The following is a 25,363-nucleotide window of genomic DNA, read 5'->3' on the forward strand; positions in this document are numbered from 1 at the left end:
ATTCGCTGATATTTTTTCATTTTTAAACACAAATACAATTGGCATCTAAAGATAAAGAAGTTAAAGAAACTCCGTTAATGAAACAGTACAACGAGATCAAAAGGAAGTATCCGGATGCGTGCTTGTTGTTTCGTGTTGGGGATTTTTATGAGACATTTGGGGAGGATGCTGTTCGTGCCTCTAAAATATTAGGAATTGTATTGACCAAGCGTGGAGCGGGCTCTGAAACCGAGACGGCTCTTGCCGGTTTTCCGCACCATTCCTTGAATACCTATTTGCCAAAATTAGTAAAAGCAGGACTTCGTGTAGCGATATGTGATCAGCTCGAAGATCCAAAACTGACTAAAACCATCGTGAAACGCGGCGTGACTGAACTTGTAACTCCCGGTGTTTCCATGAATGATGAGGTTTTACAGTCTAAAACGAATAATTTTTTAGCAGCTGTTTTTTTTGCCAATAAATCCATAGGGATTTCATTTCTGGATGTGTCTACCGGTGAATTTTTGACGGCACAAGGCAATGCGGAATATATTGACAAACTCTTACAGAATTTTAATCCCAGCGAGGTTCTGATTCCAAAAAATAATAAAAATGATTTTCGAGAGATTTTCGGAGACGACTATCATAGTTTTTATCTGGAGGATTGGATTTACAAAGAAGACTATGCATTCGAGACCTTAACCAAGCATTTTCAAACGGTGTCTTTGAAAGGATTTGGAATCGAAGACCTGAAAGAAGGAATTATTGCTTCAGGAGCGATTTTATATTATTTATCCGAGACGCAGCACAATCGGGTGCAGCATATCACCTCGATTCAACGCATTGCCGAAGATGCTTATGTCTGGATGGATCGTTTTACGATTCGCAATCTGGAATTATACCATAGTTACAATCCCAATGCGGTGACATTGCTAGATGTTATTGATAAAACGCTTTCACCAATGGGGGGACGTTTGTTGAAACGTTGGTTGGCATTGCCATTGAAAGACAGTGCTAAAATAAAAAGTAGACATGAAGTAGTTTCGTATCTAAAAGATAATCAGGACGTCCTGAAAAACATCCAAAATCAAATCAAGCAAATTTCTGATTTGGAACGTTTGATTTCGAAAATTGCCGCCGGAAAAGTCTCGCCTCGCGAGGTTGTGTATCTAAAAGAATCATTAGATGCGATTATTCCAATAAAAACCTTGGCGCTGGAAAGCCCGCAGGAAGCTGTAAAAGTAATTGGTGATAGTTTGCACAACTGTGAATTGTTGCGTGAAAAGATAAAAACGATTCTCAATCAAGATGCTCCTGTGGCTATTGCCAAAGGGAATGCGATTGCCAAAGGGGTCAATGCAGAGTTAGATGATTTGCGGGCAATATCAACTTCCGGAAAGGAATTTTTGGACGGAATCGAAAAACGAGAATCGCAGTTGACAGGAATTTCCTCGTTGAAAATATCTTTTAACAACGTTTTTGGTTATTATATTGAAGTACGAAACCTGCATAAGGATAAAGTTCCTGCGGAATGGATTCGGAAACAAACTTTGGTTAATGCAGAGCGTTATATTACGGAAGAATTAAAAGAATACGAAACTAAAATACTCGGTGCCGAAGAGAAAATCCATAAGATAGAAGTAGAGTTATTTGAACAATTGGTGAGTTGGATTGCCACGTATATAAAACCCGTTCAAATGAATGCTAATTTAGTAGCGCAACTGGATTGTTTGTGTTCTTTTACCCAATTGGCCATCGAAAATAAATATATTTGTCCGGAACTGGACGAAACATTCGAACTGGAAATCAAAAACGGAAGACATCCTGTTATCGAAAAACAATTACCACTTGGCATGCCTTATATTGCTAATGATGTTTTCTTGGATAGAGAAACGCAGCAACTGATTATGATTACGGGTCCAAATATGTCTGGAAAGTCAGCCATTTTACGTCAAACCGCTTTGATTGTACTCTTATGTCAAATGGGGAGTTTTGTCCCTGCAGACAGCGTGAGAATGGGAATTGTCGATAAGATATTCACTAGAGTAGGAGCAAGTGATAATATTTCGATGGGAGAATCTACTTTTATGGTCGAAATGAATGAAACAGCTTCCATTTTGAATAACATTTCGGATAGGAGTTTAGTCCTTTTGGACGAAATTGGGAGAGGAACGAGTACGTATGACGGTATTTCAATCGCATGGGCAATTGCGGAGTTCTTACACGAACATCCTTCAAAACCCAAAACATTATTTGCAACGCATTATCACGAGTTGAATGAAATGAGTGAATCACTGCCAAGAATTCAGAATTATAATGTTGCTGTCAAAGAATTGAAAGATACCGTGCTTTTTATTCGAAAATTGGTAAAAGGAGGAAGTGCCCATAGTTTTGGAATACATGTGGCAAAAATGGCCGGAATGCCTCAAATCGTTATTTTGAAAGCACAGAAGCTTTTAAAAAAATTAGAAAAGAATCATTCCAGCGATGCGCTGAACGGGATTAAGGCAGCAAAAGATGGCTCGAGCCTGAAAGGCGAACAGGCGGAGCAAATGCAAATGAGTTTCTTTAATCTGGATGATCCTTTATTGGAAGAAATTAAAGAAGAGATCCTAAATCTCGATATCAATACCATTACGCCTATGGAAGCGCTGATGAAACTCAATGAAATTAAAAGAATGCTGACTAGAAAATGATTTTATTTGTTTTAAAGTTTAGGTTATCAGAACGTTAACTTTAATCTGTGAATTTTTCATAAAAAAGGCTTGTGTAATTCAATAAATGTCTTAAATTTGCATCCGCAATACAGAACAAGTATCGCGGTTCTTTCTAAGAATTGAAAATGCGAAAATAGCTCAGTTGGTAGAGCGCGACCTTGCCAAGGTCGAGGTCGCGGGTTCGAGCCCCGTTTTTCGCTCGACACCACATAATGCTCGGATGGTGAAATTGGTAGACACGCTGGACTTAAAATCCAGTGAACAGCAATGTTCGTGCGGGTTCAAGTCCCGCTCTGAGTACTAAACCGCTTCAACTGAAGCGGTTTTTTTTGTTTTATGGTTTTTAATAAAACTAAATCTGTTGGAGCCAATATCAACTCCTTGCTTTTTCGTGATTCATAATTTGAATTTTTGTTATTTTAATAAACTATGGGAGCTTTCGTAATAAGTAAACGATATAATGACGAATATAAATTTGTTTTTACTTCCAGAAAGGGGAAAATAGTTTTTACAAGTTTGAGTTATGAACTGAAATTTGAGTGTGAAGAAGATATTGAAAAATTTAAAGCAGCAATTGAAACTGCTGACTTTTTAAAATTTAAGTCTTCCGGTGGGAAGTTCTATTTCAAATTGATAGTAAGTGGTAATCATTTCGCAACAAGTAGAAAATATACCACATCGTTGCGTTTGCAAAAAGGAATTGACGAAATTATTCGGTATGGCTCAATTTCGGAAATACTAGACTTTTCAGCAAATGATTTTGTTTTTATCGAATGAATCTTTAAATAAAGACATAAAAAAAGAGAATCTCGGCTAGTTGCTGAGACTCTCTTTTTTGCTTTTGAAAATCTGTTTCTCGAAAGAGGAGGTTTTGCAAATTAAAAAAGCCATCTCGCATAGCGGATGGCTTTAAAATTTTTAGAATTTGAGTTCTAATTATTTTTTTGCAGCTTCAGTAGCAGTTGCAGCAGAATCAACAACAACAGCAGCAGAGTCAACAACAACAGCAGCAGAATCAACTACCATAGCAGCAGAATCAACAACAGCAGCAGCGTCTTCAGCAGGAGCGTCAGCTTTTTTACATGATACAACAGTCAAAACAGCAACAGCAGCTAAACTTAAAAATACTTTTTTCATCTTAATTTAATATAAAAGGTTAATTATTAATTCTTGGCAAAGATATAAATTTTTTAATATGTAAAATATTTTTTTATTTTTTTTTTAAAAAATATTATTTTTTATGCACGCTAGGATAAAAAGCAAATAGTGTGCCAGTCAAAGTAAATATTTAAGAAACGTTTAATATTGGTGCTATACTCTCGTTTTTTTTGCTATTTTTATTTTAAGTTTTTCTTTTTCAAGGAGTTGGTTTTCTTGGGGTGAACTAATTTTAATTCGGTGATTAAATTTTTTGCACCTGCGTATTTATCGATAATGAACAAAACATAGCGGATGTCCACCATGATATTTCTGCAGATACTGGGGTCGTAATAGAGGTCGCTCATTGTTCCTTCCCAGACCCGGTCAAAATTAAGTCCTACTAAGTTTCCGGAAGCATCAATCGCAGGGCTTCCTGAATTGCCCCCGGTAGTATGATTGGTGCCAATAAAGCAAACTGGCATTTTACCATTTTCGCTGTACGGGCCATAATCTTTTGTGTTGTAGAGGTTCACTAGTTTTTCAGGAACATCAAATTCATAATCTCCCGGAATGTATTTTTCCATAACACCATCTAAATAGGTTATTGGAGTGTATACAGTAGCATCTTTAGGCTCATATCCTTTTACTTTTCCATAGGTTATTCTCAAAGTACTGTTGGCATCTGGAAAAATCCTGCTATCCGTGTTTAATTCTAACAGCGCTTTCATGTAAGTACGTTGCAGTGCTGTAATCTTCACGTTGATTTCGTCATATTTTGGAGCTACTTCTTTACCGTATTTATCGGCTATTTCTTTAACTAACAGGAATCCGGGGTCGTTATTTAAATTTGTTAAAACAGTTCCGGCGTCACCTGACAGCAATTCTATTAGGCCGGCATAATTTTGAAGTTTGGATTTAGTATATATTTCCGAGGCCAAATTCCCTGCATTAACGTTGACCAAACTTTGCGGTAAAAATTGTTTTGGAGATTTTGTCGCATACAATTCGATCAATTGTTCAAAAACTTTTTCATCTACAGTTGAATTGAAGTTTTTATAAAAATTAGCCAATCCGGGTATTAAATTATTTTTTCGGTCTGTAAAAGATTGTTCTCCTTTGGCTTTATACACTTGTTCTAATTGGTATAACTTGTATCCAGTACTGAGCAATTCCGTATTGCGCAGAACTACTTCCGTAAAATAGTCTCTTGCTAGCGCATAAGGAGCTATTTCTGTGTAGTTTTTGTCAAAATCAGCCAATACTGTTTCATATTCTTTTTCTTTGCCTGCTTTTGTTATTTTTTGTTGAAACGTTTTCTCAGATTCTCTTTTTACAGTAACTGCATTTGATTTTTTTAATCCTTGTGTCTCGCCAATCCATTTTTTCCAATAATTAGCAGTACTTGCATATTTTGAGGCGTACTGAATTTTGATGGCGTTGTCTTTTCGCATAAAACTATCAGCTATTTTCAGGGCTTTGTCTCTGATTTCGATTTTTGCAGGATTCAGTTCGGTTATAATTTGCTCAATTGCAACAGCGGGTAAATATTCGTTTGTTTTGCCCGGGTATCCAAAAACCAATGTAAAATCATCCTCGGCTACGCCATCCAGTGAAATAGGCAAGAAGTGTTTGGGGGTGTAAGGCACGTTGTCTTTTGAATATGCAGCCGGACGATTGTTTTTATCGGCATAAATTCTAAACAAAGAAAAATCGCCAGTGTGACGTGGCCAAACCCAGTTGTCAGTGTCAGAACCAAATTTTCCGATGGCAGTAGGTGGAGCGCCAACCAAGCGCACATCCGTAAAGGTTTCCGTGACAAAAAGCATGTATTGATTGCCTTCGTAAAACGTACGAATTTTATTTTCCTGCCAATTTTCCTTTGGCAACAAATTAGACAATGCCGTAATGTTCTCTTGAATTTTCTTTTGTTTTTCGGCTTCACTACTAAGGGAAGCAGTGCCTTCCAGAATCGATGTGGTTACATCCTCAATTTTTACCATAAAAGTAACTGTCAAACCTTCATTTGGTAATTCATCTTCCATTTTGTATGCCCAAAAACCATCTGTCAGATAATCATGGTCAACGGTAGAATGCGATTGAATTTGAGAAAATCCACAATGATGATTGGTCAGGATTAGTCCTTTTGGAGAAATAACTTCAGCGGTACAGCCACCGTTAAAATGAGGTACAGCATCCTTGATGCTGGATTGATTCACATCATAAATGTCTTTGACGGACATTTTCATGCCAAGATTTTTCATTTCAGTTTCATTCATTCCTTTTAGCAACGAAGGAATCCACATGCCGCCTTGCTGGGCTTGCATCTGAATGACAAATAGGACTAAGAATAATTTTAAAAATTTCATAGTATTAAATTTAGAGTGTAATTTTATATGATTTTGTACTTCATTAATTGTCTGTTGTGCGATTCAAAACCGCTGGCGAGATACATTTTTTGTGCTTTTTCATTGTGCGGTTCCACTTCCAGATAAAGCAACTGTAACGATAGTTTACGACTTTCAGTTGTAATAAATGCAATGGCTTCGTTACCAATCCCTTTTCCACGTGCTTTTTCGGTGACATACAATTCGTCTAAAAAAGCAATTCTTCCTTGGTGTTCAAAACTAAAAACAAAGGTTAGAATAAGATAGCCCACAATTTCGTTGACGGATATAATGAGCCATGCTTTTCCTAAATTTTCATTGGAAATAAATTCTTGAAATAAAGTTTTGGACACATCAACAGAAATGGGATAATTATCTATGGCATAAAATTCCTGCATCAGCGAGACAATGGTTTCAATATCAGTAGCAACCAGAGGTTTAAATTCAATCATTCAAAATATGGTTTAAAATAATGGTGGTGGCGCCTTTATTCATTTGTACAAAAGTGCTGGATATATGACCTTTCTCCTGTCGGATATCATCATTATGAATCAGGTTTTCAAGGGCTTCGTCCAATTCTTTTTGGTTGTTGACGGCAACACAGGCTTCCATATTGACCAAAGCAATTGCTTCTGCAAAATGCGAATAGTTGGGGCCAATAAGGATTGGAACACCAAAAGTTGCCGGTTCTAAGACATTATGAACGCCGGGATTCCCAAAACCGCCACCCACATAGGCAATATCCGCATAACTGTATATTTTTGTCAAAAGACCAATGATGTCAATGATAAAAACATCGAAATCCTGTAGGGACAAGTCGCGACTTGTCCCTACAGTCTCCATTTCAGAGAATAAAACAGTTTTTTTGGTAATGCTGTTTTTTAAATTCTGAATTTGTTCCTCCTTTATATTATGTGGCGCAATAATAAATTTGACATTGAAAGTATTCGAATTTATAAAATTCACTATTAAATCTTCATCTTTTGGCCACGAACTTCCCACGACAATAGTGAGTGTGTTGTTTTTAAAATCAGAGATAAAATCCAACGAATTGTCTTTTTCTAAAATTGTAGCCACTCGATCAAATCGGGTGTCGCCAGAAACAGCAACGTCTGTTTTGCCTAACTGCTGCAGTAATTTTTTGGAAGTTTCATTTTGAACAAAAAAGTAGGTAAAGGCATCCAGCGCTTCTCTGTAAAAGCCGCCGTACCACTTGAAAAACAGTTGATTTTTTCTAAGAATTCCAGAAATCAGGTAGGTTTTAGTATTTGATTTTTTGAGTTCAAATAAATAATTGGGCCAATATTCGTATTTGATGAAAAACACTAAATCCGGATGAACGAGATTCAAAAATTGTTGTGCATTTTTCTTGGTATCCAAAGGCAAATAAACTGTAACATCAGCAACTGTATTGTTTTTACGGACTTCATAACCCGAAGGAGAGAAAAAAGTAAGCACGATTTTGTGCAAAGGAAACTGCTTTTTTATCTTTTCGAGCACGGGTAAACCTTGCTCGTATTCACCCAAAGAAGCGGCATGAAACCAAATTGTTTTGTCAGTACGTTTTATTTTTTGTTCCAAAATAGGGAAAACTACTTTCCTGCCATCCATGAAAAGTTTCATTTTTGGACTGAAAAGTGCTGTGATTTTTAATAAAAAACCAGCAAATTGAACCACTAAAGTATAGAGAAAAAGCATGATTAAAATTTTTGGGCTAAAATACGGTTTCTTTATTTTAATTTCTTCCACAGCAATATTTAAATTTTGGTTGTTAGGAATGTCATTTTTAGTTCATTTGAATAATATCTTTTTTTAATGTAGGTTGTATTGGTTTCAACTCATAAATAGCTATTTTTGTTCTTCGTTTTAAGAAAGTATTTACTGTATTAAGAAATGGTATTCTTTCGAACATTAAACAAAAATTGTAATGAAAAAAATCCAAATGGTTGACTTAAAGAGTCAATATGAAAAAATAAAAGATACCGTTAACATTTCTATTCAGGAAGTTTTAGATACTAATACTTATATTAATGGACCTCAAGTTCATCAATTTCAAAAATCATTAGAAGAATATCTGGATGTAAAACACGTAATTCCGTGTGCAAATGGAACTGATGCGTTGCAAATTGCCATGATGGGACTGGATTTAAAACCTGGCGATGAGGTAATCACTGCCGATTTTACCTTTGCAGCCACAGTGGAAGTAATTGCTTTGTTGCAATTGATACCGGTTTTAGTCGATGTGGATCTATATAATATGAATATTTCTATCGAAGGAATCAAAAAAGCGATTACGCCAAAAACAAAAGCGATTGTACCGGTACATTTGTTTGGTCGTGCCGCCAATATGGAAGCGATTATGGCGATTGCAAAAGAATATAACTTATACGTTATCGAAGATAATGCGCAAGCGATTGGTGCCAATTGTAAATTTTCGGATGGCACTAAAAAGAAAGCGGGAACGATTGGCCACGTAGGAGCAACTTCGTTTTTTCCTTCAAAAAACCTTGGGTGTTACGGAGACGGCGGAGCTGTTTTTACCAATGATGATGCTTTGGCGCACAAACTTCGCGGAATTGTAAATCACGGAATGTATGAGCGATACCACCATGATGTAGTAGGCGTAAATTCCCGATTAGACAGTATTCAGGCGGCCGTTTTGAACGCAAAGTTGCCTTTGTTAGATGAGTATGGAAGAGCCAGACAAGATGCAGCCAGGAAATATTCTGCGGCTTTTGAAGGGCATAAAAATATCGTTGCACCAACTATTTGTTCAATTTGTGACTGTCACGTTTTTCATCAGTACACGTTACGAATCATTGATGCTGACAGAAATGGCTTGATGCAGCACTTATTGGAAAAAGGAATTCCTTGTGCTATTTATTACCCAATTCCGTTGCATTTACAAAAAGCCTACGCTGATTCCCGTTACAATGAAGAAGATTTTCCGGTAACCAATCAGCTAGTCAGGGAAGTGCTTTCGTTGCCAATGCATACCGAATTAGATGACGAGCAAATTAAATTCATCACGGATTCGGTTTTACAATATTTAAAATAATATTGTTGTAGAGACGCGATTCATCGCATCTTTTTTATAAACGATTAGATGCAGTTTATTGCGTCTGTACAAAATTAGAAATCATGAAAATAGTAGTCACAGGTGGGTTAGGGTTCATAGGGTCTCACACCGTAGTGGAATTGCAAAACGAAGGGTTTGAAGTTGTCGTTGTAGATAATTTATCGAATACTTCCTTGAGTGTTTTGGACGGAATTCAGAATATTACGGGAAAAGTTCCGGCTTTTGAAAAATTAGATTTGCGCGAAAAAGAAAAAGTGCAGAATTTTTTTAAAAGGCACCCTGATATTTCAGGGGTCATTCATTTTGCAGCTTCAAAAGCAGTGGGCGAAAGTGTTGAGAATCCGTTGTTGTATTATGAAAATAACATCAATACACTGGTATATGTTTTGCAGGAATTACAGCTAAAACCGGAAGCAAATTTCATTTTTAGTTCTTCTTGTACGGTTTATGGTCAGGCCGAAACCATGCCAATTACGGAAAATGCATCTATTCAAACCGCCATGTCTCCTTATGGGAACACGAAACAAATAGGAGAAGAAATCATTACTGATACTGCCAAAGTTACTAATATCAATGCTATATTATTACGCTATTTTAATCCAATTGGGGCGCATCCTTCTACTGAAATTGGAGAATTGCCTATTGGAGTTCCTCAGAATTTAGTGCCGTTTATTACGCAAACCGGTTTTGGATTGCGAAAAGAACTTTCGGTTTATGGTGATGATTACCCTACTCCAGATGGAACGGCAGTACGCGATTACATTCACGTAGTTGATTTGGCGAAAGCCCACGTAATTGCTCTACAGCGCTTATTGAACAAAAAAAATACGGCTAAAGTAGAAACCTTTAATCTGGGAACCGGAACCGGCAGCTCAGTATTAGAGGTTATTCATACTTTTGAAAAAGTAAGTGGTAAAAAATTGCCTTATAAAATTGTAGGTCGCAGAGAAGGAGACATTACCTCAGCTTACGCCAATACAGATAAAGCCAATACTATTTTGGGATGGAAAGCACAATCCACGCTGGAACAAGCTATGGCAAGTGCCTGGAAATGGGAACAGAAGATTAGGAGGTGAAAAAATCACACCCGCTTCATGCCAAAAATCAAAAACCTTCAAAATCATTTGATCTTGAAGGTTTTGATTTTTGGGGTTCTTGCGGAACTGTTTGCGAATCATTTCATCTAGGATTTGAATAAAATGACTCTGAGGAATCCTTTCTGGTTTAATTTGGAAAAAGTAGTTTTGTATTGCTATCTTTTTGTATTAAAGTTGCAAAACTGCCACAAGCGGTAAGAACTAAAAATATAAATTTCTCATGTTAAATTATATGAAAGTCAGGATCTGGACTGTATTTAAAAGCCCAACAGCAATAGTATTAGCTTCGTGTTCGTGTAGCGAAGAGTCAACATCAAGTGAAATAAAAAAGAAGTGAAAAAAGAGGAAGGTGAAGTAGCATGCTGGACTATTTGTCCGGAATGTCAGGGACGTGGCAAAAAAAGTCGTGGGATCAGCAAGAAAGCGCGACTCCGCTATCAACTAGCATTTGATCTATTTGAAAAAACAAAAGACGAAGGAGTGGCTCCAGTGTATCCCAAGGGTCACTTATACTCCTGTTTGAACTGTTACGGATCCGGTTTGGTTCATTCGGATAGTCACCCGGTTGCGGATAAAAAAAACTTCCCACACGTTGCTATTATCGGTGGTGGTATAGGAGGAGTAGCTCTAGCGGTGGCTTGTTTGCACCGCGGGATTCCTTTTACGCTATTTGAACGCGACAGCAACTTCGATGCTCGCTCTCAGGGCTACGGACTTACTTTGCAACAAGGGAGTAAAGCGATCGAGGGATTAGGTATTTTTTCTTTAAAAGAAGGAGTGATTTCAACAAGACATCTGGTTCATACTGCAGAAGGAAAAGTGATTGGGGAATGGGGAGTCAGAAAATGGATACAGTCAGATACGAAAACATCTCCCAAGCGTTCCAATGTACATATTGCACGACAATCGATGCGTTTAGCCTTACTAGAGCAACTCGGCGGACAGGATGCAGTACAATGGGGGCATCAGTTGGTAGCGTTTGTGGCATGTAAGGATGGTGTTGATTTAAGCTTTCAAATAGACGGGAAAATAAAGAACTACAAAGCAGATCTTGTGGTTGGAGCCGATGGCATTCGTAGTTCGGTACGGACGCTACTGATTGGGGAGGATATTACTCCATTACGATACCTAGGTTGTATTGTGATATTGGGAATTTGTCCTTTAAGTGCTCTCGAAGATCGTACAAGCCATTTACTAGACTCTGCAACTGTATTTCAAACCGCCAATGGCAATGAGCGGATCTACATCATGCCTTATACGTCAGACTCAGTGATGTGGCAACTTAGCTTCCCAATGCCAGAACAAGAGGCTAAGACATTAAGCGCTCAAGGACCTCAAGCACTCAAGGAAGAAGCGTGTCGTAGAACGCAGTGGCACGATCCCATTCCTCAGATTTTAGCGGCGACCCTGAAAGCACAGATTTCTGGATATCCTGTGTATGATCGAGAATTGCTCCAGTCAGAAATGATGGAGAAATGGGGGGCAGTGACTTTGATTGGTGATGCGGCTCACCCGATGAGCCCCTTCAAAGGACAAGGGGCAAATCAAGCCTTGCTAGATGCACTTTCGCTGGCTCGCGGAATCTCAAAGGGATGTGGTCCTTTATCTCAATGGAGAAAAGTTGGAATAAGGGAAAGTGTGTTAACGAAGTTTGAAGCGGAAATGTTAGAACGCAGTGGGATCAAAGTGCACGATTCAGCTACAGCTGCAGAGTTCTTACATTCTGATATCGTGCTTCAAGAGGGTAATGCGCCCAGAGGACGGAGTCTAAAGAAAGAAGATATTTGATCCGCAACAATTTTAATATTGATCATAAACGAAGTGTTCCGTTAAGTATTAAACATAAAAAAACTCCATTAGAAATAATGGAGTTTTTGTGGGCGATGAGGGGTTCGAACCCCCGACCCCCTCGGTGTAAACGAGGTGCTCTGAACCAGCTGAGCTAATCGCCCTAAACAATTTGGTTACTTTCGTTTCCGTTATTGCGTGTGCAAATATACGCCACTTTTCTAGATTTGCAAGTAAAAACCAAAAAAATTATAAAATTTCTGCTACTACAAAGGTGCTTCCACCAATGTATATAAAATCAGTTGCTCCGGAATTTTTCAGTGCGGCATGATAAGCTTCTGAAACAGAATTGTATATTTCCCCTTTTAGGTCAAAGCTAGCCGATTTTTGTTTTAGAATTAGAACATCCAGCCCACGAGGAATATTGGGTTTGCAGAAATAATAAATTGCTTTTTTAGGAAATAAAGGCAGGATTTCGTTCAAATCTTTGTCATTTACAACTCCCAAAACAATATGTAATGCTTCAAAAGTTTGTTTTTGGATTTGATTCAACACAATTTCCAGTCCATTTTTGTTATGTGCAGTATCGCAAATAACTTTGGGGAATTCTCTTAATTGTTGCCATCTTCCCTGCAGTCCGGTATTTTTCACCACATTCAATAAGCCGGATTTTACATTTTCAGAAGTGATTTTAAATTCGTTCTGATTGTTTAAAACGGTGATGGTTTCTAATACTGTTTTTTTATTGTGCCTTTGATAATCGCCAATTAAATCAGAGGGATAGGTTTCTGAAATTAAATCAGCAGCAAAATAGATTTCCGAATTGCATTCTTTGGCTTTAGCCAAAAAAACAGATCGGGTTTCAGGAGTGTATTCTCCTATTATCACGGGAAGGTTGGGTTTGATAATTCCCGCTTTTTCAAATGCAATAGCTCCAAGTGTGTTGCCCAAAAATTGCGTGTGGTCCAATCCTATATTGGTAATCACCGAAACTAATGGAGTGATAATATTGGTAGCGTCTAATCGTCCGCCCATTCCCACTTCTATAACAGCGATGTCTACTTTTTCTTTGGCAAAATAATCGAAGGCTAAACCAACGGTCATTTCAAAAAAACTCATGTCATTGGATTCAAAAAAATGTTTGTGTTCATGGATGAAATTAGTAACAAATTCCTCGGAAATATCCTTTCCACTAATTTTTATACGTTCCCTAAAATCCTTTAAATGTGGGGAAGTGTACAAGCCAACTTTATACCCAGCTTCTTGAAGTATGGATGCCAACATGTGCGAAGTAGAGCCTTTTCCATTAGTTCCCGCAACATGAATGCATTTTATTTTTTCTTGAGGATTGTCAAGATGTGCTGTGAGTAAATGCGCATTGGTTAAATCTTTCTTGTACGCCGAAGCGCCCTGAAGTTGGTACATCGGGAGCTGGTTAAACATCCAATTGGTGGTTTCCTGGTAGTTCATTTTTGTAATAAAATAGTAATTGTTTGAAATATTTTTCGTTTTTTTTAGTTTAATAGTACATCGAAAAGTATCTTTAGTGCAAAATTGAAATAATTTTTAGAATTAATGATTAAAATACAATAATATTATATGTTTAGTTTTATACAATTACAGGCCGACACGATTACCAACGCTGCTTCAAACGTAGTAATTGAAAAAATTGCTCCAAATGCCGAAATATCCACTTTAGGATTCCTTTTAAAAGGGGGCGTGTGGCTTATCCCAATCGGGATTCTATTATTTTACACTTTTTATCTTATTATAGAACGCTATTTGTATATCAATAAAGCATCAAAAATTGATACTCTTTTGATGCGCGATGTACGTGATAATCTTAATTCAGGGAATCTTGATTTAGCTCGATCTATTGCAGAACGAAATAATACGGCTTCAGGAAATATCATAAAAGAAGGAATTCTGGTTATTGGGCGACCAATTATTGAAATTGAATCTAATATGGATCGTGCTGCAGATATCGAAATAGGAGAAATGGAAAAGCAGTTAGGTCACTTAGGCCTTATAGCCGGAATCGCACCTACGTTAGGGTTTGTTGGAACTATTTCTGGAGTAATTAAAATATTTTATAGTATTTCAGTTACTGAAAATATTAGTATCGGTAATATTTCCGGGGGATTGTATGAAAAAATGATCAGTAGTGGTGCGGGCTTAATCGTTGGTATCATTGCCTACAGCGGATATCATATATTAAACGGCAAGATTGATAATTTTGCTTTAAAAATTCAAAAACAAATCCTGGAGTTTGTAAATATTATTCAAAGATCGTAACATGTCTATAAAACGAAAAAGAAGATTTCATGCAGAGGTAGCCACATCGTCATTAAGTGATATTATGTTTTTCCTGTTGTTGTTTTTCTTGATTATATCAACGTTGGCAAATCCTAATGTGATCAAGATGACCTTGCCAAAAGCTCAGGCGAACGAGAAAACAAATAAGCAATACATTAGTTTATCTGTCACTGAGGATAAAAAATTCTACATAGACAAGCAAGCGGTTTCCTTTGAAGAACTCGAAACAACCTTGATGTCTAAGATGAATTTAGAGAAGGATCAAACGGTTATTGTTCGCATTCCGTTCAATTTGCAAGTACAAGACTTAGTTGATGTACTGCAAATAGGAGTCAAAAACAATTTGAAGTTTGTGATTGCTACCAGTCCAAAGTAATACTGTCATTTTATTTACAGGTTTATTTGGGCGTGACCGTAATAGAAAAAGGGGCTAATCAGCATAGTGTTGATTAGCCCCCTTTTTCTATTACGGTCGGGCTATCCGCAGTACTTCGGTACTTGCTACTATCCCTTACGCAAAGTTGTATCTGATGTTACGCAGTTGTCATTACTTTATTCCTCGCAATGATAAAAAGATACGCTTCCTAATTGCTCTAATTCAAATTGAAATTGTAAACAATTTTACCGACTTGTTTTTCCGGGGCATCGCTGCTGGCATCCCATCTCGTGCTCATTGCTGCAATTCGGGCTTGGTCTAATAAACATTTTGCGGTATTCGTGGTTCCTCTAACACCAGCAACGGCATTTACTGTCCGTCCGGATCTGTCTACAGATACTTCAACTACAACTTTGCCTTGTTCATTACACGTGTATTTTGGTGCGGGTTTAGAAACAGCTTTTCTGTTTCCTAACGAATATCCCACTCCGCCGCCAGAGCCACTTCCGGTTCCACCCCCGCTTCCGGAACCATAGCCACTGCCAGTTCCTATTCCGCTTCCAGTACCGTTTCCGCCGCCTGTTCCTCCTCCAGAACCACCCGTTCCATAATAACCGTTTGAACTCAGGCTTCCGTTTGCTTTTCCTTTGTTTCCGGCTACTTTGTCATCGCCATCTCCGCCTTTATTGGAGCCTTTCATGAAACTGGATAAAGCATTATTGGTATTGTTAGAAACTTTAGGTTTTACAACTACTGGTTTTGCTGCTTCTTTTATAACTACTGTTGGTTTTTTAGTTTTTTCTTTTGTCGGAATCACAACACTTTCTTCAGTACTGTTTTCCTGAGATAAAATAGCTTCCTCTGGAGTTGATTTAGCAGGCGTTTGTCTGGTTTGGTTTTTTACCTCCAAAACTTCGCTTTTATAATTCGCACCCGAACCTAAATCGCTGTCGCCAAAATTTACTGTAACGCCACCGCCACCACCGCCACCAGCAAGTTCATCCATGTTTGCAGGAGGCCAGAAACGGATAAAAAATAAAATTAACAACATTGTCGCATACAAAAGAATGGATAGTGCTAACGATTTCTTTTGATCTGATAAAATGGTGAAACTCATTTGTGTTTTAAATTTAAAAAAGTGTATTACTAAAAAACGTTGAAAAGTACTAAAAATTGTTAAGAGTAAAAAGCTACTGCCGGAATATAAATTAGGATTGCTTCGCTTAAAACTAAAAATAAGAAAAGGGATTAAATATATTATAAAATCTTCTTAATATCAGTTCCGAGATTAAAGAATAATGAGTTGGGTAATATTAATAAAAATTCAAATTAATTTTAAAAAAATCGAACCACATAGAAACATAGAAAAAAAGAGTCATATAGCCCAATTCTTGAGTTCACCTAGCCATGGTTTTTACTAAAAAGTGAAACGCCTTCCATAAAGTAAAAATCTATGTTTCTATGTGGTTAAAAAATTAAACAAATTGAATTACACCCAACGGGTTAAAGAATACGATTGTATTTTAAGTAAGCTGCTTCAATGCTATTTCAAAAGCAGTGGCGCTAATATTTGTTCTACTTGGATTCAAATTATGCGCTTTTTCAATCGCTTTTTTAATAATTTCTGAAGTGTCTTGAAAAATAGCTTCATCCGTCATTTGTACTTTCTTTTCCATGAAATAAGCAAAAACACGAGCCATACCACAATTAGAAATAAAATCAGGAATCAAACTCACTTTATGATCTACATCTTCCATAATTGGACCGAAAAATATTGCTGTGTCAGCAAAGGGAACATTTGCACCACATGAAATTACTTCAAGCCCATTTGCAATTAAGCTGTCAATTTGAGATTGAGTGACTAATCGCGAGGCGGCACATGGAGTGAATATTTCAGCACCGATTGTCCATATTTTTTGATTGATTTCTTCAAAAGGAATCATGTTTTCGGCCACCAGTTTGTTTCCGTCTTTGGCCAAAAATAAAGCTCTAATTTCTTCAAAAGTGAATCCTTCTTCCTTTATTAATCCACCATCTCTGTCGATAATACCAATTACTTTAGCACCCATTTCGGCTAAGTAAAATGCGGCAGCTGAACCGACATTTCCAAAACCTTGTACGATAGCTTTCTTTCCTTTTACATCGCCACCATAAATCGTGTAATAATTACGAACGGCTTCGGCAACGCCATAACCTGTAATCATATCAGCAATAGTATATTTTCTGGAAACATCTGGTGAGAATTTTGGATTTTCAATCACTTTCACCACACCCTGACGCAATTGTCCAATTCTGTTGATTTTATCTGCTTCTGTCGGTTTGAAGTGACCGTTGAAAACGCCTTCTTGAGGATGCCAAACGCCACATTCTTCCGTCATGGGAATTACTTCATGAATTTCATCCACATTCAAATCGCCACCGGTTCCGTAATAGCTTTTCAATAATGGAGAAACGGCTTTATACCAGCGTTGTAAAACGCCTTTTTTTCTTGGATCATTCGGGTCAAAATTAATTCCAGATTTAGCGCCGCCAATAGCTGGCCCGGAAACCGAAAATTTCACTTCCATGGTTTTTGCCAGAGATAACACTTCATTCATATCCAGCCCTTTTCTCATACGAGTACCGCCACCGGCAGCGCCACCACGTAGCGAATTGATGACTGTCCATCCTTCAGCTTCAGTTTCAGCATCTTTCCAATGGAAAACTATTTCAGGTTCTTTATTTTCGAATTTCTTTAATAAATCTTTCATTTGTTGCGATATATTTAATTTTGGCAAATATAAAAAATAGAATAATGTGAAATCTGTATTTTTAGTTTTATTTTGGAGAATAAATAATTCCCGAACTGTGATCTGATTTTGCACCTGTAACGCTGCTCAATACATTTATTTCGCCTCGTAATTTTAAAACGCCGAGTAATGCAAAAATCAACGCTTCTTTAAATTCCAGAATTTTAGTTGATGGAATAATAATTTTCATTTCCGGTAAATGACATTGAATGCGCTCCATCAGAAAATCATTGTAAGCGCCACCGCCAGTTATGAAAAGGCTTCCTTTTTTATTGGGTAAAGCCACCGCAATTTGCACCGCCACGTGTTCCGTGAACGTGTGTAATTTGTCTTTTATGGGAATGGAATAGCTTTCTATAAGAGGTAAAACGGTTTCTTTTACAAATTCAAAACCCAACGATTTAGGATGTTTCTTTTGGTAAAAATCCAACGCATTTAATTCCTGTACTAAATCTTTGTTGCAAATTCCTGTTTTCGAAATACGGCCTTTGTCATCATAATCTAATCCCAGTTGATTGGCATAAAAATTCAAAACAGTGTTTACCGGTGAAATATCAAAGGCAATTCTTTTGTTGTTTTGTTCAAACGACACATTCGAAAAACCGCCTAAATTCATGCAATACTCGTATTCAGAAAATAAAATGCGGTCGCCAATAGGAACCAAAGGGGCACCTTGACCTCCCAATTGCACATCCTGAATTCTGAAATCACAAACAACCGTTTGGCTAATTAAAGGGGCAATTTCCGGCAAATTTCCAATTTGAAGTGTGAATCCGTTTTGGGGTTGGTGCAAAATAGTATGGCCGTGGGAACAAACGGCATCGAGATTTTTTATTTCATGTTTTTCGATGAAATCAGAAATGATAGCAGCCAGAAGTTGCGTGTAATCTTGGTTTAATTTTTCGAGAGCAGTTTCAGAAAAACCGACAGCTATTTTCAATTTGTTTAACCAATCAATGCTATACGGAACCGTCTCGGATTCCAGGATTTGAAAGTCCCATTCATTATTTTTGACAGTAAAGACAATATATGCCAAATCTACACCATCCAGTGAAGTTCCGGACATGACTCCTATAATTGTATACTTTTCTTTAAACATTGGCTAAATTTACGAAATCGTTTGAAATCTAATATTTAATAATTACTTTTGACGACAAATTTAAGAACATTTAATTTACAATAAAAATATGGATTTTAATCTAACCGAAGAGCATTTAATGATTCAGCAAGCGGCACGCGATTTTGCAAATGCAGAACTGTTAGCCGGAGTTATAGAAAGAGACGAACATTCAAAGTTTCCTACTGAACAGGTGAAAATGATGGCTGATTTGGGTTTCATGGGAATGATGGTGGATCCTAAATATGGTGGATCCGGTTTAGATAGTATTTCGTATGTTTTGGCTATGACCGAAATTTCAAAAGTTGACGCTTCTGCGGCAGTAATTATGTCTGTGAATAATTCATTAGTTTGTGCTGGTCTTGAAAAATATTGCAATGAAGAACAAAAAATGAAATATTTGGTTCCGCTTGCAAAAGGGGAAGTAATTGGAGCATTTTGTTTGTCAGAACCAGAAGCGGGTTCAGATGCCACATCTCAAAAAACAACAGCTCTTGATAAAGGGGATCATTATTTGTTGAATGGGACTAAAAACTGGATAACCAATGGTTCTTCAGCGTCAACCTATATTGTAATTGCTCAAACAGATATTGAAAAAGGACATAAAGGAATCAATGCTTTTATCGTAGAGAAAGGTTGGGCGGGTTTTGATATTGGACCTAAAGAAAAGAAAATGGGAATTCGTGGTTCAGATACGCATTCTTTGATGTTCTCTGATGTGAAAGTTCCGAAAGAAAACCGAATTGGAGAAGATGGTTTTGGGTTTAATTTTGCTATGGCAGTTTTAAACGGAGGACGAATAGGGATTGCTTCCCAAGCATTAGGGATTGCAACCGGAGCGTACGAATTAGCATTGAAATATTCTCAAGTGAGAAAATCTTTTGGAAAGGAAATTTTCAAACATCAAGCGATCGCTTTCAAATTAGCGGATATGGCTACTCAAATTATGGCGGCAAAAATGCTAGTTCTAAAAGCAGCTTCTGAAAAAGACGAAGGGAAAGATATTACGCAATCGGGTGCTATGGCTAAGTTATTTGCTTCTCAAACGGCAATGGATACTACAATTGAAGCTATTCAAATTCACGGCGGAAATGGATATGTAGCTGAATATCATGTGGAGCGAATGATGCGGGATGCTAAAATTACTCAAATTTACGAAGGAACTTCTGAAATACAACGAATTGTAATTTCAAGAACATTAGTTTCATAATTATATTGCATACTATTTTACAAACCCTTTCAAGTTATGATTTGAAAGGGTTTTATTTTTCAAATCATTTTTTCAATACATTTACGGAAATTTTTTTTTATGTACGAAGATTTAAAATATTGGTATTTGCGCGATCATAAATTATTCCGGACGTTGAGTTTTGGACAAATCAGGGAATTGTGTATCATCACCGGTTTTAAAAAAGCACAGAAAGGCGAAATTATTTATTTTTCTTCTTCGGATTTGCCAAGAATTTTTCTTCTAAAAAAAGGGAATATAAAAATTGTGGCAGTTGATGAAGACGGCAATGAAACAATTAAAGATATTATTCAAAAAGGAGATTTATTTGGGGAACTGGCTTTGGAAGCCGACAGCCACTCTAATGAATATGCTAAAGTACTTTCGGATGATGTGGCTATCTGTAGTTTTCTAATGTCGGATTTTGAAAATTTATTATTGCAAAATCCAAGTCTGGCGTTGTCTTATACCAAGTTTGTAGGATTAAAGATGAAACGCATTAAGAACAGTTATTCTAATTTGATTTCTAAAGACGCCAGAACCAGATTGTTTCAGTTCCTGAAAGATTGGGCTGAGAAAGAAGGAAAAAAAATAGGTGATAAAGTAGTTATTGAAAATTACCTGACCCAAAATGATATTGCCCAAATTATATGCACTTCGAGGCAGACAACTACACAATTACTGAATGAAATGGAAACGAATGGTACTATTGTTTACAGCAGGAGAGAAATTATTATAACGGACATCAGTGCATTATAATTAATTTAGTGGAACTGTAACATAGCCGACAAATCAGTTCGAAATAGTACAGTAGTTTTACAACTTAAAAATGTAACACTATGAAAAAAATAATTTGTCTGGCCTTATTTACAATTGGATTATCCGCTTACGCTCAAAATAATTTACCAAAATTAGCCACAGAAATCGCTCCATTGCTTATTGGAGAAAAAATTCCTACTTTTACTTTGAAATCTGTAGAAAATAAGGATGTTAATGTAACGGAATTAATCAGTAAGAAAAGAACGGTTTTAGTTTTTTACCGTGGTGGTTGGTGCCCGTATTGTAATGCTCATTTAGCCGCTTTGGCCGAAGCCGAAAAAGAATTGTTGGATTTAGGATATCAAATTATCGCAATAAGTCCCGATGCTCCAAAAAGCTTGAAAGGTACAGATGATAAAGAAAAGTTAAATTATTTGTTATTGTCAGACAGTGCAGGTGAATTGTCGAAGGCGGTTGGGATTGCTTTTCAAGCACCAGAAAATTATAAAGCCATTCTCAATAAAGATTCTGAAGGAGTAAATAGTTCTTTTTTGCCTGTTCCGGCGGTGTTTATTTTAAATGTAAATGCGGAAATTGAATTTGAGTACATCACTCCAAATTTCAAAAACAGAATTTCAAATGATTTGTTGATAGCCGTTGCAAAATCGTTAAGTAAATAATCATGAAAAAGGTACTGTTTGTTCTAACCGTTTTGTTTGCTTTTTCTGGCTTTGCACAAAACGACAGCAAACGAATGGATCATTTTAATCTTGAAAAAAATGTGGCTATTCAAGGATATGATCCTGTGGCTTATTTCAAACAAGGAAAAGCAGTGAAAGGCAAAAAAGAAATAACAGCATTGCATGAAGGCGTGGTTTATTATTTTTCGATGCCAGTAAATAAAGACTATTTCTTAAAGAATCCTTCAAAATTTGAACCGCAGTACGGAGGTTGGTGTGCTTTTGCGATGGGAGATTCTAATGAAAAAGTGTCTATAAATCCGGAGACTTTCAAAATAAAGAATGGGAAGTTGTATTTGTTTTACAATGCTTTTTTTAATAATACATTGAAAAGCTGGAACCAGAATGAATCTGGATTGATGATGAAGGCCGATGTAAATTGGAATAAAATAGTGAATTAAAAAAATAGAAATCATGAAACTAAGTAAGTCGAAAGTTTAAAAGTCGTAAAGTCAAAAGAATTAACTTTAAGTAAAACAACTTTAAATCAGATTGTTACATAATTTTATCCTGATTTTAAAATACGACATTATACCATGGTTATTACTTATCTCTGTTTTTCTGATTGCTGAGATTTACGACAGCAGTAATTTTAGTCCAAACGCTGTACTTCAAATTTACGGGGAGTGAAGAATCGGTTTCTGTTTTTTCTACTATGGAGTAGAAGCTTATGGACGAATTGGCACTGGAATTGCCGAGTTGATTGTGGTAATTTTGATCTTAATACCAAGAACTTTCTTGTTTGACGCTGTATTGGGTTGCGGAATTATGGTTGGTGCGGTTTTTGCCCATCTGTTTGTGCTTAGGCTTGAAGTTAAAAATGATGGTGGGACACTTTTTATTTTGGCTCTAATTGCCTTTCTTTGTTGCGCTACTTTAATTATTAATGACAGAACTAAAGTGATGAATTTGTTGAATTAAAACGTAAATATGCTACTACCTTCTATTAATAATAGTTTAAACGAGCTGATTGATTTGCTGAATCAATTGTCGCAAAAAGAATATTCAAATTCTTGTGCGGAATTAAGTAATGCAACTATTGGGGAGCATACCAGACATATTCTTGAAATGTTTCAGTGCTTAGAAAATCAATATGATTCAGGCATTGTGAATTATGACAAAAGAGAACGAAATGCCCGTATTCAAACGGATACGACTTTTGCTATTGAAAACATCGTCTTGATTCAACAAAATTTAAACAAGAAAAATAAAAATATCGAGTTGTTGCAAATTATTGATGGAGAGGAAATCCGAATTGAGAGTAATTATTTCAGAGAATTACTGTATAATCTAGAACATTGCATTCACCATCAAGCACTTATAAAAGTAGCTATTTTACAATGTGAAACAGTAATTATTGACCCTAATTTTGGAGTTGCCCGATCTACCATCGAATACAGAAATCAATGTGCACAGTAAGTTTTGTAGCAACGAATGATACAATTATCATTACCTCCAATCGGGATGAAAAAACAGTAAGACCCAGTGCAATACCTCCAAAAAGTTATACCGTAAACGGGAAAAATATTATTTTCCCAAAGGATCCAAAAGCAGGAGGAACGTGGTTTGTGGCTAATGCTGACGGAGTAATTTTGGTGCTTTTAAACGGTGCGGATGAAAAGCATGAAGTACAGCTCCCATATCGAAAAAGCCGTGGCTTGATTGTTTTAGAGATGATCAGTAGCTTATCTCCAAAGGATTTCTGGAGCGAAATTGATTTGGAAAACATTGAACCTTTTACATTAGTTTTATTTCAAAACAATGCTCTTTTTCAATTGCGCTGGAACGGAAAAAAGAAAGAAACAATATCTTTAGACATACGTAAAAACCATATTTGGTCTTCATCAACGTTATATCCATTAGCCATGCGTGAACAGCGTTTGCAGTGGTTTCACACTTTTATGAAGGAGAATCCTGAAATTTCCGAATCAAAAATGCACGATTTTCATCGCTACACCGAAGAAGGAAATGATGAAAATGGTTTGGTTATCAATAGAAATGACGAAATGAAAACGTTGAGCATTACACAAGCAGTTATTGAAAAAAATAAAGTTGCTATATTGCATTACGATTTGATTGCGCAACAGGATTTTTCGACCTCATTTATCACCGTTTAATACGTACACATTGACCCGAGTTATGACGAACAGGCGAATCAAACTATTTTTTTATAAAGTTACGCATTGGGAATACTGGCCTTTCCAGATTGTGTATATTCCAATTTATTTTCTTTGGTCCTATTATTCCATCAAGGCAAAATCTATTTTTTTCTTTAATGCGTCTAATCCAACCATAAAAAATGGCGGTTTTATGATGGAGTCCAAAAAACAAATCTACAATTTGATTCCACAACACTATTACCCAAAAACGGAATTAATAAAAGAAGGAACTACTCTTGAAGAAATTTTAAAGACGATTCAAGTATCAAAAATAAAATATCCTTTGATTGCAAAACCAGATATTGGACTGCGAGGCTCCGGAGTCAAAAAAATTAACAATGTTCAAGATTTAAAAGAATATGCTGAAAAAGCAAATTTTGATTATGTAGTGCAGGATTTAATTCCGTTTGACAATGAAGTCGGGATTTTTTATGTGCGTTATCCTCATGAAAAAACCGGTAGAATTACTGGAATTGTTTCTAAAGAATTTCTGATTATTACCGGAACCGGATTCTCTACCGTAGAAGAATTAATCAAAGAAAATCCGCGATACGAACTGCAATTAAAGGTTTTGAAACAAGAATACGGAAAAAAACTACTCGAGATTCTTCCAAAAGGAGAAAAATTGAATCTGGTGCCGTATGGGAATCATGCACGAGGCGCAAAATTCATTGATGGAAGCCATTGGGTCACACCAAAATTGACACAGACTATTAACGAAATGTGTTTGCAAATTCCTGGTTTCTACTTTGGGAGAATGGATGTGATGTACAATACTATTGAAGAATTAGAACAAGGATTGAACTTTTCAGTTGTGGAGCTGAATGGAGCTGCAAGTGAGCCCACCCACATTTATGATCCAAAAAATTCTTTGTTTTTTGCCTGGAAAGAACTTGCGCGTCACATTACCTACATGTACGAAATAAGTGTGGCAAACCATAAAAATGGCACTCCATATTTAGGGCATAAAGAGGGGATGAAAGAATACAGAATGCATCTGAAACAAAGCTATAAAATTGTAAATTTCTAAAATAATGAAGGCATTAAAGAACATTTTTGTTGGTTTTTTAGTGAGTTTTATCGGCTCGATACCCTTGGGTTATTTGAATGTTATTGGTTTCGAAATCTATTCAAAGCTAGGAATGAATAGCTTGGTTTTCTTTTTATTAGGAGTGATTTTCGTAGAGATGGTTGTAATTTATCTCACTTTAATTTTCGCAAAGCAATTAGTAAACAATAAAAAATTAATGAAAATTATTGATTTTTTTGCCGTTCTCTTTCTGTTGATTTTAGGGTATTCTTTTTATGCTAATTCCAGTCAAATAATGGAAGAACAAGGGATTTTAGAGAGTTATGCTATGTGTTCTCCTTTCCTTATTGGTGTATTGTTGAATTGTATCAATTTTCTTCAAGTGCCGTTTTGGACCGGCTGGAATCTCTATTTGATAAATGGGGATTATATTTCCATTGTAAATAAGCTCAAACTGTATTATATTGCAGGAACTTTGGTAGGCACATTTTTTGGGATGTTAAGTTTAGTTTTGATATTAAATACCTTATCTAAAAACACAACCAGTTTTTATCAATATGTAATGCCAGTAGTAATTCCGTCATTTTTTGTGGTTTTGGCTCTTGTTCAAATGGGTAAAGTCTACAAGAAATATTATCTAAATAAAACCCTTTTATAAAATAGAA

25 protein-coding genes and 3 tRNA genes are annotated in these 25,363 nt (G+C 36.4%); 19 read left to right on the top strand and 9 right to left on the bottom strand.

Features of this window, described 5'->3' with window-relative positions:
* Positions 1-38: 38 nt before the first annotated feature.
* From mutS to EKM03_RS02610, 4 genes are all read left to right on the top strand, one after another.
* Positions 39-2,675 (top strand): DNA mismatch repair protein MutS, encoded by a 2,637-nt coding sequence (mutS, locus tag EKM03_RS02595; protein ID WP_199741548.1) that lies wholly within the window; start codon positions 39-41, stop codon positions 2,673-2,675.
* Between the two features lie 148 nt (positions 2,676-2,823).
* Positions 2,824-2,896: transfer RNA gene (locus EKM03_RS02600), tRNA-Gly, on the top strand.
* A 14-nt stretch (positions 2,897-2,910) separates the two neighbouring features.
* Positions 2,911-2,996: transfer RNA gene (locus EKM03_RS02605), tRNA-Leu, on the top strand.
* Between the two features lie 129 nt (positions 2,997-3,125).
* Positions 3,126-3,473: a DUF1508 domain-containing protein gene (locus EKM03_RS02610; protein ID WP_126568062.1), complete on the top strand. Its 348-nt coding sequence runs from the start codon at positions 3,126-3,128 to the stop codon at positions 3,471-3,473.
* 159 nt (positions 3,474-3,632) lie between these two features.
* On the opposite strand, the gene EKM03_RS02615 is transcribed toward EKM03_RS02610, so the two are convergent.
* From EKM03_RS02615 to EKM03_RS02630, 4 genes are all read right to left on the bottom strand, one after another.
* Positions 3,633-3,833, bottom strand: coding sequence for a hypothetical protein (locus EKM03_RS02615; RefSeq protein WP_126576575.1), 201 nt, complete (start codon positions 3,831-3,833; stop codon positions 3,633-3,635).
* A gap of 200 nt (positions 3,834-4,033) precedes the next feature.
* Positions 4,034-6,202 carry a S46 family peptidase gene (locus EKM03_RS02620; protein WP_126568064.1) on the bottom strand — a complete coding sequence of 723 codons (2,169 nt, stop codon included), beginning with the start codon at positions 6,200-6,202 and terminating at the stop codon, positions 4,034-4,036.
* A gap of 23 nt (positions 6,203-6,225) precedes the next feature.
* A complete protein-coding gene (locus tag EKM03_RS02625) occupies positions 6,226-6,672 on the bottom strand; it encodes a GNAT family N-acetyltransferase (protein WP_126458669.1) in 447 nt (148 codons plus the stop codon).
* On the bottom strand, positions 6,665-7,918 hold the full coding sequence (locus EKM03_RS02630; protein ID WP_126576576.1) for a 3-deoxy-D-manno-octulosonic acid transferase: 1,254 nt from the start codon (positions 7,916-7,918) through the stop codon (positions 6,665-6,667). Before EKM03_RS02630 ends, EKM03_RS02625 begins: the two co-directional genes overlap by 8 nt.
* Before the next feature lie 229 nt (positions 7,919-8,147).
* Between EKM03_RS02630 and EKM03_RS02635 the strand changes: the two genes are divergently transcribed.
* The 4 genes from EKM03_RS02635 to EKM03_RS02645 all read left to right on the top strand — a co-directional run bounded on the left by EKM03_RS02635 (position 8,148) and on the right by EKM03_RS02645 (position 12,184).
* Positions 8,148-9,278, top strand: a complete 1,131-nt coding sequence (locus EKM03_RS02635) for a DegT/DnrJ/EryC1/StrS aminotransferase family protein (RefSeq protein ID WP_126451752.1) — start codon at positions 8,148-8,150, stop codon at positions 9,276-9,278.
* A gap of 83 nt (positions 9,279-9,361) precedes the next feature.
* Positions 9,362-10,375 carry a UDP-glucose 4-epimerase GalE gene (gene galE, locus EKM03_RS02640; protein WP_126458678.1) on the top strand — a complete coding sequence of 338 codons (1,014 nt, stop codon included), beginning with the start codon at positions 9,362-9,364 and terminating at the stop codon, positions 10,373-10,375.
* Positions 10,372-10,497 (top strand): hypothetical protein, encoded by a 126-nt coding sequence (locus tag EKM03_RS15365; RefSeq protein ID WP_255416324.1) that lies wholly within the window; start codon positions 10,372-10,374, stop codon positions 10,495-10,497. Before galE ends, EKM03_RS15365 begins: the two co-directional genes overlap by 4 nt.
* 232 nt (positions 10,498-10,729) lie before the next feature.
* Positions 10,730-12,184: an NAD(P)/FAD-dependent oxidoreductase gene (locus EKM03_RS02645; protein WP_126568068.1), complete on the top strand. Its 1,455-nt coding sequence runs from the start codon at positions 10,730-10,732 to the stop codon at positions 12,182-12,184.
* 89 nt (positions 12,185-12,273) lie between these two features.
* On the opposite strand, the gene EKM03_RS02650 is transcribed toward EKM03_RS02645, so the two are convergent.
* Positions 12,274-12,348 (bottom strand) — tRNA-Val (locus EKM03_RS02650).
* An 85-nt stretch (positions 12,349-12,433) separates the two neighbouring features.
* Positions 12,434-13,654 carry a folylpolyglutamate synthase/dihydrofolate synthase family protein gene (locus EKM03_RS02655; RefSeq protein ID WP_126739835.1) on the bottom strand — a complete coding sequence of 407 codons (1,221 nt, stop codon included), beginning with the start codon at positions 13,652-13,654 and terminating at the stop codon, positions 12,434-12,436.
* Positions 13,655-13,783: 129 nt separating this feature from the next.
* Between EKM03_RS02655 and EKM03_RS02660 the strand changes: the two genes are divergently transcribed.
* Both EKM03_RS02660 and EKM03_RS02665 read left to right on the top strand, forming a co-directional pair.
* On the top strand, positions 13,784-14,479 hold the full coding sequence (locus EKM03_RS02660) for a MotA/TolQ/ExbB proton channel family protein (RefSeq protein WP_126576579.1): 696 nt from the start codon (positions 13,784-13,786) through the stop codon (positions 14,477-14,479).
* 1 nt (position 14,480) lies between these two features.
* Positions 14,481-14,876: a biopolymer transporter ExbD gene (locus EKM03_RS02665; RefSeq protein ID WP_126458690.1), complete on the top strand. Its 396-nt coding sequence runs from the start codon at positions 14,481-14,483 to the stop codon at positions 14,874-14,876.
* Between the two features lie 217 nt (positions 14,877-15,093).
* Here EKM03_RS02665 and EKM03_RS02670 read toward each other — a convergent pair whose 3' ends face one another.
* From EKM03_RS02670 to EKM03_RS02680, 3 genes are all read right to left on the bottom strand, one after another.
* A complete protein-coding gene (locus EKM03_RS02670) occupies positions 15,094-15,993 on the bottom strand; it encodes an energy transducer TonB (RefSeq protein WP_126458693.1) in 900 nt (299 codons plus the stop codon).
* A gap of 406 nt (positions 15,994-16,399) precedes the next feature.
* On the bottom strand, positions 16,400-17,626 hold the full coding sequence (locus EKM03_RS02675) for a Glu/Leu/Phe/Val dehydrogenase dimerization domain-containing protein (protein ID WP_126451759.1): 1,227 nt from the start codon (positions 17,624-17,626) through the stop codon (positions 16,400-16,402).
* Between the two features lie 67 nt (positions 17,627-17,693).
* A complete protein-coding gene (locus EKM03_RS02680) occupies positions 17,694-18,764 on the bottom strand; it encodes an anhydro-N-acetylmuramic acid kinase (RefSeq protein WP_126739836.1) in 1,071 nt (356 codons plus the stop codon).
* Positions 18,765-18,852: 88 nt separating this feature from the next.
* Between EKM03_RS02680 and EKM03_RS02685 the strand changes: the two genes are divergently transcribed.
* From EKM03_RS02685 to EKM03_RS02725, 9 genes are all read left to right on the top strand, one after another.
* On the top strand, positions 18,853-19,992 hold the full coding sequence (locus tag EKM03_RS02685) for an acyl-CoA dehydrogenase family protein (RefSeq protein WP_126458702.1): 1,140 nt from the start codon (positions 18,853-18,855) through the stop codon (positions 19,990-19,992).
* 99 nt (positions 19,993-20,091) lie between these two features.
* Complete coding sequence (locus EKM03_RS02690; protein WP_126458705.1) at positions 20,092-20,769, top strand: Crp/Fnr family transcriptional regulator; 678 nt, start codon at positions 20,092-20,094, stop codon at positions 20,767-20,769.
* A gap of 80 nt (positions 20,770-20,849) precedes the next feature.
* The gene (locus EKM03_RS02695; protein ID WP_126458708.1) at positions 20,850-21,449 is read left to right on the top strand and encodes a peroxiredoxin-like family protein; all 600 of its coding nucleotides are present in this window, start codon (positions 20,850-20,852) and stop codon (positions 21,447-21,449) included.
* A 2-nt stretch (positions 21,450-21,451) separates the two neighbouring features.
* Positions 21,452-21,910: a YHS domain-containing (seleno)protein gene (locus EKM03_RS02700; protein WP_126576581.1), complete on the top strand. Its 459-nt coding sequence runs from the start codon at positions 21,452-21,454 to the stop codon at positions 21,908-21,910.
* A 313-nt stretch (positions 21,911-22,223) separates the two neighbouring features.
* Complete coding sequence (locus EKM03_RS15170; RefSeq protein ID WP_231507385.1) at positions 22,224-22,430, top strand: hypothetical protein; 207 nt, start codon at positions 22,224-22,226, stop codon at positions 22,428-22,430.
* A 9-nt stretch (positions 22,431-22,439) separates the two neighbouring features.
* Positions 22,440-22,928 carry a DinB family protein gene (locus EKM03_RS02710; protein ID WP_126739837.1) on the top strand — a complete coding sequence of 163 codons (489 nt, stop codon included), beginning with the start codon at positions 22,440-22,442 and terminating at the stop codon, positions 22,926-22,928.
* On the top strand, positions 22,916-23,626 hold the full coding sequence (locus EKM03_RS02715; protein WP_126576582.1) for an NRDE family protein: 711 nt from the start codon (positions 22,916-22,918) through the stop codon (positions 23,624-23,626). The genes EKM03_RS02710 and EKM03_RS02715 overlap by 13 nt, the downstream gene beginning before the upstream one ends.
* 22 nt (positions 23,627-23,648) lie before the next feature.
* On the top strand, positions 23,649-24,698 hold the full coding sequence (locus EKM03_RS02720; protein WP_126458720.1) for an ATP-grasp domain-containing protein: 1,050 nt from the start codon (positions 23,649-23,651) through the stop codon (positions 24,696-24,698).
* Positions 24,699-24,702: 4 nt separating this feature from the next.
* Positions 24,703-25,356 carry a hypothetical protein gene (locus EKM03_RS02725; RefSeq protein ID WP_126563368.1) on the top strand — a complete coding sequence of 218 codons (654 nt, stop codon included), beginning with the start codon at positions 24,703-24,705 and terminating at the stop codon, positions 25,354-25,356.
* The last annotated feature ends 7 nt before the right edge of the window (positions 25,357-25,363 follow it).

Source organism: Flavobacterium sp. GSP6 (assembly GCF_003984855.1).
Classification (GTDB): Bacteria; Bacteroidota; Bacteroidia; order Flavobacteriales; family Flavobacteriaceae; genus Flavobacterium.

Bases quoted from the DNA above. Each gene is read 5' to 3' on its own strand.
- EKM03_RS02690 (WP_126458705.1), top strand. From the start codon at position 20,092: ATGTACGAAGATTTAAAATATTGGTATTTGCGCGATCATAAATTATTC.
- EKM03_RS02720 (WP_126458720.1), top strand. From the start codon at position 23,649: ATGACGAACAGGCGAATCAAACTATTTTTTTATAAAGTTACGCATTGG.
- EKM03_RS02610 (WP_126568062.1), top strand. From the start codon at position 3,126: ATGGGAGCTTTCGTAATAAGTAAACGATATAATGACGAATATAAATTT.
- galE (WP_126458678.1), top strand. From the start codon at position 9,362: ATGAAAATAGTAGTCACAGGTGGGTTAGGGTTCATAGGGTCTCACACC.
- EKM03_RS02675 (WP_126451759.1), bottom strand. From the start codon at position 17,626: ATGAAAGATTTATTAAAGAAATTCGAAAATAAAGAACCTGAAATAGTT.
- EKM03_RS02695 (WP_126458708.1), top strand. From the start codon at position 20,850: ATGAAAAAAATAATTTGTCTGGCCTTATTTACAATTGGATTATCCGCT.
- EKM03_RS02665 (WP_126458690.1), top strand. From the start codon at position 14,481: ATGTCTATAAAACGAAAAAGAAGATTTCATGCAGAGGTAGCCACATCG.
- EKM03_RS02680 (WP_126739836.1), bottom strand. From the start codon at position 18,764: ATGTTTAAAGAAAAGTATACAATTATAGGAGTCATGTCCGGAACTTCA.
- EKM03_RS02630 (WP_126576576.1), bottom strand. From the start codon at position 7,918: ATGCTTTTTCTCTATACTTTAGTGGTTCAATTTGCTGGTTTTTTATTA.
- EKM03_RS02620 (WP_126568064.1), bottom strand. From the start codon at position 6,202: ATGAAATTTTTAAAATTATTCTTAGTCCTATTTGTCATTCAGATGCAA.
- EKM03_RS02670 (WP_126458693.1), bottom strand. From the start codon at position 15,993: ATGAGTTTCACCATTTTATCAGATCAAAAGAAATCGTTAGCACTATCC.
- EKM03_RS02635 (WP_126451752.1), top strand. From the start codon at position 8,148: ATGAAAAAAATCCAAATGGTTGACTTAAAGAGTCAATATGAAAAAATA.
- EKM03_RS02660 (WP_126576579.1), top strand. From the start codon at position 13,784: ATGTTTAGTTTTATACAATTACAGGCCGACACGATTACCAACGCTGCT.
- EKM03_RS02655 (WP_126739835.1), bottom strand. From the start codon at position 13,654: ATGAACTACCAGGAAACCACCAATTGGATGTTTAACCAGCTCCCGATG.
- EKM03_RS02710 (WP_126739837.1), top strand. From the start codon at position 22,440: ATGCTACTACCTTCTATTAATAATAGTTTAAACGAGCTGATTGATTTG.
- EKM03_RS02625 (WP_126458669.1), bottom strand. From the start codon at position 6,672: ATGATTGAATTTAAACCTCTGGTTGCTACTGATATTGAAACCATTGTC.
- EKM03_RS02700 (WP_126576581.1), top strand. From the start codon at position 21,452: ATGAAAAAGGTACTGTTTGTTCTAACCGTTTTGTTTGCTTTTTCTGGC.
- EKM03_RS02615 (WP_126576575.1), bottom strand. From the start codon at position 3,833: ATGAAAAAAGTATTTTTAAGTTTAGCTGCTGTTGCTGTTTTGACTGTT.
- EKM03_RS02715 (WP_126576582.1), top strand. From the start codon at position 22,916: ATGTGCACAGTAAGTTTTGTAGCAACGAATGATACAATTATCATTACC.
- EKM03_RS02725 (WP_126563368.1), top strand. From the start codon at position 24,703: ATGAAGGCATTAAAGAACATTTTTGTTGGTTTTTTAGTGAGTTTTATC.
- EKM03_RS02685 (WP_126458702.1), top strand. From the start codon at position 18,853: ATGGATTTTAATCTAACCGAAGAGCATTTAATGATTCAGCAAGCGGCA.